General features: G+C 57.1%; 9 protein-coding genes. 6 read left to right on the top strand and 3 right to left on the bottom strand.

The window, feature by feature from the left end:
• Window positions 1–165: 165 nt before the first annotated feature.
• Together B5G09_RS11430 and B5G09_RS11425 are read left to right on the top strand one after the other, a co-directional pair.
• The gene (locus B5G09_RS11430) at window positions 166–2,124 is read left to right on the top strand and encodes a glycoside hydrolase family 65 protein (RefSeq protein WP_087405265.1); all 1,959 of its coding nucleotides are present in this window, start codon (window positions 166–168) and stop codon (window positions 2,122–2,124) included.
• Window positions 2,125–2,461: 337 nt separating this feature from the next.
• Window positions 2,462–2,692 (top strand): hypothetical protein, encoded by a 231-nt coding sequence (locus tag B5G09_RS11425; RefSeq protein ID WP_087405254.1) that lies wholly within the window; start codon window positions 2,462–2,464, stop codon window positions 2,690–2,692.
• Between the two features lie 281 nt (window positions 2,693–2,973).
• Here the strand turns inward: B5G09_RS11425 and B5G09_RS11420 are convergent, their stop codons facing one another.
• The 3 genes from B5G09_RS11420 to B5G09_RS11410 form a co-directional block, all read right to left on the bottom strand.
• On the bottom strand, window positions 2,974–3,882 hold the full coding sequence (locus B5G09_RS11420) for an efflux RND transporter periplasmic adaptor subunit (RefSeq protein ID WP_087405253.1): 909 nt from the start codon (window positions 3,880–3,882) through the stop codon (window positions 2,974–2,976).
• An 11-nt stretch (window positions 3,883–3,893) separates the two neighbouring features.
• Window positions 3,894–8,204, bottom strand: coding sequence for a CusA/CzcA family heavy metal efflux RND transporter (locus B5G09_RS11415; protein WP_087405252.1), 4,311 nt, complete (start codon window positions 8,202–8,204; stop codon window positions 3,894–3,896).
• 121 nt (window positions 8,205–8,325) lie between these two features.
• Entirely contained in the window at window positions 8,326–8,682 is a 357-nt protein-coding gene (locus B5G09_RS11410) for a helix-turn-helix domain-containing protein (RefSeq protein WP_087311055.1), read from the bottom strand.
• A 153-nt stretch (window positions 8,683–8,835) separates the two neighbouring features.
• Between B5G09_RS11410 and B5G09_RS11405 the strand changes: the two genes are divergently transcribed.
• From B5G09_RS11405 to B5G09_RS11390, 4 genes are all read left to right on the top strand, one after another.
• Window positions 8,836–9,219: a nuclear transport factor 2 family protein gene (locus B5G09_RS11405; RefSeq protein WP_087405251.1), complete on the top strand. Its 384-nt coding sequence runs from the start codon at window positions 8,836–8,838 to the stop codon at window positions 9,217–9,219.
• 7 nt (window positions 9,220–9,226) lie between these two features.
• Complete coding sequence (locus B5G09_RS11400; protein ID WP_087405250.1) at window positions 9,227–9,766, top strand: flavodoxin family protein; 540 nt, start codon at window positions 9,227–9,229, stop codon at window positions 9,764–9,766.
• A 630-nt stretch (window positions 9,767–10,396) separates the two neighbouring features.
• Window positions 10,397–11,494 (top strand): DUF3575 domain-containing protein, encoded by a 1,098-nt coding sequence (locus B5G09_RS11395; RefSeq protein ID WP_162608268.1) that lies wholly within the window; start codon window positions 10,397–10,399, stop codon window positions 11,492–11,494.
• Window positions 11,491–12,537, top strand: a complete 1,047-nt coding sequence (locus B5G09_RS11390; RefSeq protein WP_087405248.1) for a DUF5119 domain-containing protein — start codon at window positions 11,491–11,493, stop codon at window positions 12,535–12,537. The genes B5G09_RS11395 and B5G09_RS11390 overlap by 4 nt, the downstream gene beginning before the upstream one ends.
• Window positions 12,538–12,565 lie beyond the last annotated feature (28 nt).

Below are 12,565 nucleotides of genomic sequence, written 5' to 3'. Positions count from 1 at the left end.
TTCCGGCCACATCGCTGATAAACAGATAAAAGTCAAACCGATGCATCCTAATTGCAACGCTCCGGACATTGGTTGAAATCGATCTCTTTCACACAACAAACAACTAAACCGATGACCCGATATCTATTCGTCCTACTGTGTCAGGTTCTGACGGCTACGGCAAGTATGGCACAAGCGACACACACAGACTGGCAAATTTCAACACAATCCTATGCAGACCCGTACCACGGCGTGACATTAGCCAATGGCGGCATCGGGATTTTGCCTTGGCGAGAACCGTTTTCCATACGCCACGTGATGCTGAACCATGTATTTGACGCTCATGCCGAACACGGTATCAGCCGCGTATTGCCGGGACTGAATCCCTTTGTACTCAACGTATCCCTGGACGGGCGCAATGTCTCCGACACGCCTCTATCCGAATGGATTCAGGAGCTTGACATGCGTCATGCTCTTCTACGCACCACATTCGTAGCCGACAGCAAAGCGCGTATCTCATACGACATCAGAGCTTTACGCAATATGCCATACGCCGGAGTAATTCACGTCAACATTGAAGCGATAGATGACCTATTTCTTTCTGTCGACAACACGACCGTCACACCAAACGAATACGAACCGGCAAAATCCTCTGCTTTGGAACTGACAGTCAATGACACCCAAATTCGGTATCGGCGATCTTGGGCCACCGCCCGACACCGAGGGGCCAACGTATCCGCTTCCGCTGTGCTGCTCTTCGATCCGGAGCAAATGGTCGACCAGAACTGCTCGGATGAACGAAATCGAATTAGCATATCATTAAAAAAAGGGGAACATTTTACCTTCGATCTGATTGCAGCCATTTGCTCCGACCGAGACTTCATTGATCCATGGAATGAATCCGACCGCGAAGTAATCTATGCGGTCAAAGAGGGTATGGACAGGTTAATATCGCGACACAATGCTTTATGGGAGGAACTATGGCAAGGCGATATTGAGATCGAAGGAGACGATGAGGCACAACAGGCTGTCCGGCTGGCCCTCTATCATCTCTATTCGTTCGCACGGGCGGACAGCAGACTAAGTATTCCTCCTTACGGACTCTCATCTCAAGGATACAGTGGACACATCTTTTGGGATACCGAACTATGGATGTATCCCCCGATGCTCTTCCTTAACCAGGGTATTGCCGAATCGATGATTAACTACCGCATTGACCGTCTGCCTGGTGCAAGACACAAGGCTCTTGCCTACGGATACAGGGGAGTCATGTTCCCCTGGGAAAGCGATGATGCCGGAGAGGAAGCTTGTCCTACTTGGGCTTTGACCGGACCTTTTGAACACCACATCACTGCTGACATCGGAATCGCAGCATGGAACTACTACTGCATGACACGCGATCTCAACTGGCTACGCAAGGAAGGATGGTCGCTTCTACGTGAAGTCGCAGATTTTTGGACAAGCCGAGTCGAACGAAATAAAGACAATACATATTCGATTCGCAATGTCGTCTGTGCTGATGAATACGCGGAAGGAGTAGATGACAATGCTTTCACCAATGGCGCCGTAATGAAAGCATTGCAGGCAGCTGTAAAAGCAGCCCGCCTATGTGGGGAAAAAGCCCCCGGAATATGGACGGAAATAGCTGAAAAGATCCGTATTCCCCATTTTGAGGACGGAACGACCCGCGAATACGAAGGGTACGACGGCAGATTGATCAAACAAGCTGATGCAAATCTGTTGGCATACCCGCTCGGGATCGTCACAAACAAGGAAGATATTCGCCGCGATCTGGAATATTACGAGCCACGAATTGATGCCGGACCAGCCATGTCATACTCCATACTCGCACTACAACATGCTCGTCTGGGTGATGGAGAGAAAGCATATGAACTGTTCATTAAATGCTATCAACCGAACCGCGTTCCTCCATTCGGTATTACGGCAGAATATGCAGGCTCTACCAACTGTTACTTTGCAACAGGGGCTGGAGGAATGCTTCAGGCTGTAATCAATGGATTTTGCGGCCTGGATATCTCGGATAAGGGAATCACACAAAATCCTTCAGCTCTGCCGAAACACTGGAAACGAGTGACCGTAAAAGGTGTCGGCCCTGACAGAAAAAGCTACACACGCACACACTGATATTCGCAAACCTGGCAGTATCTCAAAAAGTGTGTCCGGGAAGGGTCCCTCAGATCTTTCAGTTATACATATACTAATCCTTAAATTCAGATCAACACGCTAAGCGTGTTGATCTGAATTTTTTCTCTTTCAATCGGGGACTGATTACCGATCTTGGCCGATTCGGGTCATCGGTCTCAAGGGCGATTCCTTATCCATAACTGTTTTGCCAATTATCAGCAGCAGAACCAGCCATTGTTCTCAGGAACTCTATCGTATAGCTGCGATCACCCGTGCGGAAGACCTTTCATGTAATATTTCTTTCATACGGATAGAGCCATTAAATACCTCAAGCCTTATGAATGATAAAAGAATCAAATATCTGATCGAAGGAATCAGCAAAGACATCACCGCCTATTTGATGGAAGACAAGGGAATAAAAATGACCGATGCGATTTCCGTATTTCACAATTCGGAGACTTTTGCCAAACTCTCCGATCCGAATACGGGACTTTACATAGTGAGTTCGGCCTATGTATATGAAATTCTGAAAGCAGAATTAAGATTTGGGAAAATCACGCTGGAATAAACATATTCGTAAGTCACAAATTAAATTGTACATTTAAGAAAAATAATATAATTTTACATCGAGTCTAATGCAGACAAACCCCTGTCAAATAACGACAGTGATTTGTGACTGATTTGTGACCGGATAAGAAAATCGCACATCAAGCCCCTGCAAATTAGTGAATTAGGCTATAATATTCTGAACCCAGCGGGTTTTTAATTGCGATATGCGGCTGCCTGAGTGTCTTCGTCCGAAGCGTCGGCAAAGATCCGGGACGGCACCGATGGAGGAGCCGATCCGCATCAGCGGCGCCGGATGCGGGCCGTGGCGTACATGCCCGGGCGGAACTGCGGATTCTGCTCCGCAATGCGCACGTAGACGTCGATCGAGCGGTTTTCGCTGTTGACCTGCTGACCGATCATCGCAACCGTACCATGGAACGTCTGAAGGTCCATGCCGTTGACACGGAACTCGACCTGATCACCGATCATCAGATGCGGCAGATCCTTCTCATAGGCCGTCAGACGGAGCATCATTTCGCGCTTGTCGACAATCTCGCACAGCGGCTCGCCCACGTCGAAATGGCGGCCGATATTCATCTTCACGTCGGCCACATAGCCGCTGATCGGCGCCTTGACCTCCAGCAGCGGCGCAATCCCCCGACTCAGCAGACGGGTCGTATCCATACCCAGCAAGGCCAGCTGAGCGGCGGCAGCCTCCATGCGGCTGCGCATCGAGAGATACTCGGCACGGCTCTGCTGGTAGCGTTTCTGCGAAGAGGCCTCCTCGCGCGAAAGCGTCTGCTGACGCAGATACTCCGTACGCAGGTATTCGTACTGCGCGTGGCTGTCCAGGTAGGTCTGCTGCAGGGTGATGAACTCCGGATTTTCGAGCGTCGCCAACACGTCGCCCTGCTTGACATAGGCGCCGGGAAGCAGCGTGGTGCTCCGGACCGATCCACCCATGGTCAGAGTCACCGTGGCACGGTGCTGCGGCGGAATGGCCAGCGTTCCATTGAAGAGCGTTTCATTCGGAACCGACGTGGCTCCCGACGCCGCATCCACCGCGTCGTCGGCCGGCTCAGAGGCCGCAAGTTCGACCGTATCGGCCGTCTGAACGGCCGCGGAGACCGGATCGGCGGCCGTCGACGAGGTCCCCGAATTCGAGCAGGCCCCGAGCAGCAGGGTCAAGGGAAGAAATATCTTTTTCATAAGGCTTGTTTTTAGCGGTATAATTCGTATTCGAGTGCGGCAATATTGTACTGGTTGAGCGTTTCGACGTAGCCCCGGCGGATCTCAAGCGCCGTATTGAGGCTCAGGATATATTCGGCAATGCTCGTCTCGCTGTTGGCCAACTGGAGCTTGGCGGCGCGGATGAGCGTCTCGGCCTCCGGAAGCGCCGACTCCGTGTAGTAGCGCAGGCTCTCGCCGTAACGCCGCAGCGAGGCTTCGAGCTCGGTCACCCGATTGGTCACCGTGCGCAGGTTCATCTCCGCCTCGTTGCGGGCGATACGGGCATCGGCCTTCGCCTGGCGGATCCGGCTGCGCTGCGAATTGAAGAAGATCGGGAACGATGCGCCCACCACATAGGCGTTCAGCCCCTTGTCCGGAAGGATGTTCTGCCGCTGGTAACCCAGCGAGAACTCCGGGAAGAAGCGGCTCTTCTCCACCTTGACCCGGGCCTCCGCTTCGCTCACCTGCGAGTCGTAGTAGCTGCGCTGAAGATCGGCCGAAACCTCGGGCGTCGGGGTGAACTGACGAAGGGTCGTATCGGCCGGCGCAAGCGGCTGATCCGAGTAGCAGGCCCACTGCAGACGCGCGGCCGCCACCTTGTGCTCCTCCTCGGCCTGGAAGAGCCTGTTGCGCATCTCGGCGGCCATCGTCGCCGTCATGCTCAACTCCAGGCGCGTGATGTCGCCCTGTTCGTAGCGCAGCCGGCTCGTGCGCGAAAGCTCCGTGGCCAGCGTATTCTGGTCGGCATAGAGCCGGCACAGCTCCTGCGTATAGAGGTAGTAGGACCACGCCCGCTTGACCTCGGCCACGACCTCGCGGCGAACCAGCTCCTTGTAATGACCACCGGTTTCGATCTGCCGGCGGACCAGCGCATTCTTGTAGAAGGGGGTCAGCAGCGAGCCCACCGACTGGGTGATGCTGATCTCCCGGTCGTTACGCTCCGTTCCGTTGAGCTGGCCGAAGGAGTAGTCGACCGTCGTCGGAGCCAGCTCCCACGACTCGCCGCGCATGGCCCGGCTGCGTTCGATCGACGCCTCGGCCGACTGCAGGCGGGGATGGTTCTCCACGGCCATGGCGACCGCTTCATCGAGGGTCACCCGCTGCTGGCTGTGCCCCTCGGTCGGCAGCACAAGCAGCATCGGCAGCAACAGCATCGGGAAGAAGCGGCGCAGGAACGTGCGGCGACGAAGCAGCGGCGCCTCACCGACCAGCCGGTAGAAGACCGGAACGACGAAGAGCGTCAGAAGCGTCGAGACGAAGAGTCCGCCGATCACCACCGTGGCCAGCGGGCGCTGCACCTCGGCTCCGGCCGTCGTGGCCACGGCCATCGGCACGAAGCCCAGCGAGGCAACCAGACCCGTCAGGAAGACCGGACGAAGCAGATGCTGCGTACCGCGTGCAATGACGCGGCGCGTCGAAAGTGGATAGGGTGTCATGTCACGCAAGGCATTGAAATGGTTGATCATCAGGATGCCGTTGAGCACGGCCACGCCGAACAGGGCGATGAAGCCCACTCCGGCCGAGATGCTGAACGGAAGTCCGCGCAGCCACAGGGCCAGAATGCCGCCGATGATCGACAGCGGCACCGTCGAGAAGACCACCAGCGTGTAGGTCACGCTCTTGAAGGCGAAGAAGAGCAGCAGCAGGATCAGCAGCAGCGCCACGGGAATCACCACCAGCAGCGTGCGGATGGCATTCTGCAGATTCTCGAACTGTCCGCCGTATTCGAAGTAGTAGCCCGGTTTGAGCGAGACGTTCCGCTCGAGGCTCTCCCGGATGGAGGCCACCACCTGCTGGATGTCGGCATCACGCACGTTCACCCCGATCACCACGCGCCGTTTCGTGGCGTCGCGGTTGATCTGCAGCGGACCGTTCACCAGATCGATCGTCGCCACCTCGCTCACCGGAAGCTGGATGCCGTCCGACGTGCGGATGAAGAGCCGATCGAGGTTCAGGTCGGCCACCTTGCGCTGGTCAAGCCGTACGACCAGATCGAAGCGCCGCTCGTTCTCGAAGACCGTCCCGGCCGTCTCGCCCGCATAGGCCGAGCGGATGATGCTGTTCAGCTCCTCGATATTGATGCCGTAGCGGGCGATCTTCGCACGGTCGTAGTCGACCACCAGCTGCGGAAGACCCATGGCCTGCTCGACCAGCACGTCCGAAGCGCCGGGAACCTGCCCGACATACCGCGCCGCCTCCTTGGCCTTGGCGTAAAGTTCGGCCATATCCTCGCCGTAGAGCTTGATGGCGATATCGGCCTTGGCACCGGTCATCAGCTCGTTGAAGCGAAGCTGGATCGGCTGGCTGAAGTTGAACTCCACGTCGGGAATCGTATCGAGCGCCGCCTTCATCTTCTCGACCAGTTCGGCCCGCGACGTGGCGCTGGTCCACTCCTCGAAGGGCTTCATGACGATCATCACGTCGGCATCCTCCACGGCCATCGGGTCGGTCGGGACCTCCGCCGTACCGATCTTCGCCACCACATGCCTGATCTCCGGGAAGTTGTCCATCAGGATCTGCTCGGCGTGCTCCGAGACGGCGATGCTCCGCGTGAGCGAGCTTCCGGCCGGAAGGGTCATCTGCATGGCGAAGTCCCCCTCGTCGAGCGTCGGGATGAACTCGGCGCCCAGACGCGTGAAGAGCAGCAGGCTCCCGATGAAGGCCGCCACCGCCACGCCGACCGTCGTCCAGCGGAACCGCAGGCAGACACTCAGACACCGCTGGTAGATGCGGTTCAGCCATACGAAGAAGCGGTCGGCAAGCGTCGGCTTGGCCTGGATGCGCCGCTTGAGGAAGAGCGACGACATCATCGGCACGTAGGTCAGCGAGAGGAACAGCGCTCCGATAATACAGAATACCAGCGTCTTGGCCATCGGCGTGAAGTACTTGCCCTCGATGCCCGTCAGCGTCAGGATCGGGAAGAAGACGATCAGGATGATGATCACGGCGAAGGTCGCCGAGCGCACCACGTTGCCCGCGCCCGAGATGATCTGCTCGTCCATCTCATGACGCGAGAGCGTCCGGCCGAGGTTCTGACGGCCGTAGAGGTGGGCCAGAATACCCTCGACAATCACGATCGAACCGTCGACCACGATACCGAAGTCAATGGCGCCGAGACTCATCAGGTTGGCCGAAACCCCGAACAGCCGCATGAGAATGAAGGCGAAGAGCATCGCCAGCGGGATCACCGACGCCACGATCAGTCCGGCCCGGACGTTGCCCAGGAAGACGATCAGCACGATGAAGACGATGATCGCCCCCTCGATCAGGTTGCGGATGACGGTCGAGATGTTGCGGTTGACCAGCTCCGAACGGTTCAGATAGGGCGAGATCGTGACCCCTTCCGGCAGCATCTTCTGGATCTTCGCGACCCGCGACTCCAACTCCCGGGTCACCACGTTGGCATTCGCACCCTTGAGCATCATGGCGATGCCGCCCACGCATTCGCCCTTGCCGTCGCGCGTCATGGCGCCGAAGCGTTTGGCCGAACCGAACTTCACCGTCGCCACATCACTCACATGGATCGGGATGCCGCCGCGGTTGGCCACGACGATCTGTCGCACGTCGTCCAGCGACGAGATCATTCCCTCCGAACGGATGTAGTAGGCCCGGTTGACCTTTTCGATGTAGCTGCCGCCCGTATTCTGGTTGTTGCGGCTCAGCGCCTCGAAAACATCCCCGATGGTGATGTTGAGCGAATAGAGCGCATCGGGATCCACGGCCACCTCGTACTGTTTGAGGTAACCGCCGAAACTGTTGATCTCGACAATGCCCGGAATGCCCGACAACTGTCGCTTGACAATCCAGTCCTGGATCGTACGCAGCTCCATGGCGTCGTAACGGTCTTCGTAGCCCGGAGCCACATCGAGCGTATACTGGTAGATTTCGCCCAGACCCGTGGTGATGGGCATCATCTCCGGCGTGCCGAGTTCGGGCGGGATCTCGCCGGCCACGGTCTGGATCTGTTCGTTGATCAACTGGCGCGCATCGAGGATCGGAACGCTCTCCTTGAAGACAACCGTCACGACGGACAACCCGAAACGCGACACGGAACGGATCTCCTCGACATGCATGATGTTGCTCATCGCCACTTCGATCGGGAAGGTGATCAGCTGCTCAACCTCCTGGGGAGCCAGCGTCGGTGAAACCGTCACGATCTGCACCTGGTTGTTGGTGATGTCCGGCACGGCATCAACCGGCAACGTCAACATCGCATAGATGCCTCCCGCAAGCAGGAAAAGCATCGTCAACCCGATGAAGAGCTTTTTCGTAACCGCAAAGCGAACTATGGTTTTAAACATACTGTGGTAATATGGATTCGCACAAAAATACACAATCAAGCGTCACATGGTGCAAAAAAAAGGCGGAAAATACCATTTTCCGTCCTGACGGTCTTCAGTCCCCCCCCCGAACCGCAACAACTTACAGCCGCTGTCGGCCGTATTTACGCTCAAAGAGCGCGGCATTGCGCTGCCCCCACTCGATCATCGAGTCGATGATCGGCAGCAGCGTTGCGCCCAGCTCCGAAAGCGCATACTCTGAACGCGGCGGCAATTCGGCATAGATGGTCTTGGTCACCAGACCGTCCTCGACCAGCTCCTTGAGCTGCAGGTCCAGAACCCGCGGGGTCGCCTCGGGAAGATTCCGGTGCAGCTCGCTCGGGCGAAGCGCCCCGTGGCGCAGTTCGTCCAGAATACACGACTTCCATTTCGAGTCCATCAGGCTCATCGTCAGCCGCAGCGGGCAATCCAGATCTACGGGTATCTTGCGTTCGTACATGGCACTCCTTCTTTTCTCAACGCAAAGATAGGAATATCCCCCGATATCAGGGATATACCGAATAATTTTTCAGTAGCCGAAACATTTTTCGGTACTTGATTCGCCGGCCGGTTCTGCGTAATTTTGTCCGTGTAAAACCAATACCTGTTTCCCATGAGAGCAAGCATCGAAACGTATCGGGCCGTCGAAGCGGCCGCCCGAAAATTCGTGCAGAGCGTCGCCGAAGGCAACAGCCGCCCGGCCCGCGAACTGTTTATCGACGAGGCCGTGCTGTTCGGCTATCTGGACGGCCGGCTCGAACACGGCTCCATCGAGCAATTCTACCACAACGTTGACACCGTACCGGCCGGAGAGTCGTTCAAGGCGCGCATCGACGTCCTCGACGTCGAGGAGACACTGGCCGTCGTGCGCGTGCTGGAGGAGAAATGGGGCGGACGCATCGACTTCACGGACTACCTGCTGTTGATGAAGATCGACGGTGAATGGCGCTGCGTGGCCAAGGCCTACAACCAGAATTCGGATACCATTCAAAAATAAGAGCCCCATGAAAATGACGGTAATCACGGGAAGTCCCCGCAAAAACGGCAACAGTTTTGCCATGACCGATGCCTTCATCCGCGCAGCCCGCGAACTCGGGCACTCGGTCGAACGTTTCGACGCCGCCTTCCTCAAGATCGGCGGCTGCCACGCCTGCATGACCTGCTACAAGACGGGCAAGGCCTGCTCGTTCAACGGAGAGTTTGATGCCATCGCCTCGTCGATCCTCACGTCCGATGCCGTCGTCTTCACCATGCCCGTTTACTGGTACTCCATTCCGGCACAGATCAAGGCGGTGATCGACTGTCTCTTCTCGCTCGTCGTGGGCGGGAAGTCCGTCGCCGGCAAAAAATGCGCCCTGATCGCCTGCTGCGAGGAGGAGGAGATGACGGTGCTGGACGGCGTGCGGATCCCGATGGAACGCACCGCAGCACTGCTCCAATGGGAGATGGTCGGCGAAGTGCTCATCCCGGGCGTGCTGAACGAAGGCGACATCGACCGAACCAACGGCTGCCGACAGGCCGCCGAACTGGCCGGAAAGTTCTGAGTGACGAACCGACCCGGTGATGTCCTGACGGGCGCTCATGCGAAGAGTCCGAGATCCGGGCCTTCGGTGAGCGCCCGCCTTTTAGGTGCACGGGAACCGGATGAATATCCCGCAGCGGGGCCCGACAGCGGTACCGCGGGACAGACCGGCGCCCAAATCAGAGCCGTTCAAATCCTTCAAACGGTTTCTTTCGAAACTTTTCGCAACTTTTTCTTTCATTTTATGGCCTGTTTTTCGCATTAATATAAAAAAGAACCATTTAGGAGAAGAAAAAATTGATCATTACAGGAATATTTAGTATCTTTGCAGTCCTAAACCTCCGAGACCTATACTCAGCCCGAGAGAAAAGGTAATTTCCTCCGGGATGCGTGATGAATGACAGTGGCTCAGTATTTCCGGAGAAGAAGTTACTTTCTTATGCGGATCAATACGACACTTGCACTCATTTGTCTGGTGGGTCTTGCTCTTCCGGCCATGAGTCGGGAAATACCGGCTCCATCCCGTGGAGGGGGGGGGAATTTTTCCGACCCGATAAAGGCTGACTCATCGTGTATCGTCGACCGATTCGCTCTCTACTACTGGAGAGACCGGATCGATCTTGATGACGAATATCTCGACAACCGGTGGCAGATGGACCGAATCCGGCACTATCTGGCCAATTCACCGCACATCGACAGCATCACCATCTATGCCTACGCCTCTCCCGAAGGCGTCTACGAGCACAACGTCTGGCTGGCACGCAAACGCGCCGAAGCCGCCCGACGCTTCGTCCTTGCGCACATCCCGGAAGAGCGGAATTTCAACGCGGACCGCATCCGGCTCTGCCCGATGAACGAAAACTGGGAGGGGCTGACCCGGGAACTCGAGGCCAACTACCATCGCAACGACCGCGACAAGGTCCTCGCCATCCTCGAAGCTCCCGTGCGGAACGATACCAAAAAATGGAGGCTTCAGCAACTCGACAACGGTTACACCTATAAATATATTATCCGCAACCACATGCCCCGGTTGCGTCTGGCCACCTGGATCTGCATCTGGCAGAAGCCGCAGCAGAATCCCGTAGGCAAACCGGTGGAGTTCGCCGTGGAAGAGCCCGCCAGGAGTCCGCTGCTGCCCCTTGCCGGCATCGGGCAGCAGGATACGGCCGCCTGGAAGAAACGAACCGTCGTGGCGCTGAAGACCAATATGCTGTATGATGCAGCAACGGCGCTCAACTTCGCAATCGAGGTTCCCTTCAACGAAAAATTCTCGATCCTCTACGAACACCACTGCCCCTGGTGGCTCACCGGCAGCAACCGCTACTGTCTGCAGCTGCTCTCCTTCGGCGGCGAATTCCGCTGGTGGTTCAAGCCCAAAACCCAACCCGAAACCCCGCGCAGAGTCCAGCGAGATGCCCTGGTCGGTCATTTCCTCGGACTCTACGGCATGGGCGGAAAGTTCGACCTGCAGGCCAACAAGACCTTCTGCTATCAGGGCGAATTCTTCAGCGCGGGTCTCACCTACGGATACTCCATGCCCATTGCCAAACGCGTCAATCTCGAATTCTCCATCTCGGCCGGCTATGCGCGTATCCCCTACCGCCACTACAACCCCACCGATGATTGGGAACTGCTGATCCGCGACCGCAACAAATCGGGTGTCTGGCACTATTTCGGTCCCACGAAGATCGAAGTGGCGCTCAGCGTGCCCCTGCTCGTCAAAACCAAGGTGAAAGGAGGTAACCGATGAAACGCTCGATCACTTTACTGCTCACGACCGCCGCTCTGTTTGCGACGACCCTGCTCACGACCCGTTGCGAACGCCGTCCGCTCGTGGACGCCGGCAATACGCACTACGTCCGGGTCTACATCGACGAGGAGATCAAGAACGTCACGACGGGATTCTACAACCCCTCGCTCGTCAAACCCGACTACGCGACACCCGAAATGTTCCGTGTCGCCCTCTACGATCTGACAACCGGTCAAATCGCCGCCGAACGCTACCTGCGCAACCGACATACCGATGCCCGCGGCGTCTACTACGACGGCTACATCGTAGCCGAACCCGGCGACTACCGGCTGCTGACCTACAACTTCGGAACCGAGACAACGATCATCGATCAGAGCCACCTCTACCACGAAGCCGTGGCCCGAACGAACGAAATCTCCACCGTGCTGCGGCACTCGCTCTCCGTGCGCGCCGGAGGCGACGAGGAGCGGATCGTCTACGGCCCCGACCACCTCTTCATGGACCGGAACTCCGGAGTGTCGATCGCCCCGAGGGAGGATGTCGACACACTCTACAACGCCGCAGGAGACCATTTTACGGCCCAGAGCATCGTCCTTTCATACTACCTGCAGGTCCGCGTCAAGGGGGCCCAATGGATCTCTTCGGCCGCCGGCCTCATTACCGGCATGGCCGGTTCGGCCACGCTCAACGACGGGCAGGCCCGCGAGGAGGATCCCGTTACGGTCTACTTCGAAATGCACCGCGGAGGCCTCGATACCAACGAACCGTTCATCTACACGACATTCCACACCTTCGGCAAGCTGCCCGACGTGAACAACGAACTCTCCATTACGTTTGACGTCCGCACCACCGACGGCCGCGCCCTGACCACCACGATCGACATTACGGACAAATTCTCCGAACCCGATGCCATCGAACACCAGTGGATCCTGCTCGACCAGGTGCTCAACATTCCCGAACCCGAAGAGCCCGAAGGAAGCGGAGACGGATTCGCTCCGGGCGTCGACGACTGGGAAGACATCGAAACCGACATCATCATCTGACATCTTATAATATTCTCTCTATTCATTT

Origin of the sequence: Alistipes sp. An54 (assembly GCF_002159375.1) — a bacterium.
Classification (GTDB): Bacteria; Bacteroidota; Bacteroidia; order Bacteroidales; family Rikenellaceae; genus Alistipes; species Alistipes megaguti.
Note: the sequence above shows the minus strand (reverse complement) of the source record. Positions and strands in the feature narration are given on the sequence as shown.

Coding starts and splice junctions, on each gene's coding strand:
- B5G09_RS11390 (WP_087405248.1), top strand. CDS start 11,491: ATGAAACGCTCGATCACTTTACTGCTCACGACCGCCGCTCTGTTTGCG.
- B5G09_RS11400 (WP_087405250.1), top strand. CDS start 9,227: ATGAAAATGACGGTAATCACGGGAAGTCCCCGCAAAAACGGCAACAGT.
- B5G09_RS11430 (WP_087405265.1), top strand. CDS start 166: ATGGCACAAGCGACACACACAGACTGGCAAATTTCAACACAATCCTAT.
- B5G09_RS11425 (WP_087405254.1), top strand. CDS start 2,462: ATGAATGATAAAAGAATCAAATATCTGATCGAAGGAATCAGCAAAGAC.
- B5G09_RS11395 (WP_162608268.1), top strand. CDS start 10,397: ATGGACCGAATCCGGCACTATCTGGCCAATTCACCGCACATCGACAGC.
- B5G09_RS11405 (WP_087405251.1), top strand. CDS start 8,836: ATGAGAGCAAGCATCGAAACGTATCGGGCCGTCGAAGCGGCCGCCCGA.
- B5G09_RS11410 (WP_087311055.1), bottom strand. CDS start 8,682: ATGTACGAACGCAAGATACCCGTAGATCTGGATTGCCCGCTGCGGCTG.
- B5G09_RS11415 (WP_087405252.1), bottom strand. CDS start 8,204: ATGTTTAAAACCATAGTTCGCTTTGCGGTTACGAAAAAGCTCTTCATC.
- B5G09_RS11420 (WP_087405253.1), bottom strand. CDS start 3,882: ATGAAAAAGATATTTCTTCCCTTGACCCTGCTGCTCGGGGCCTGCTCG.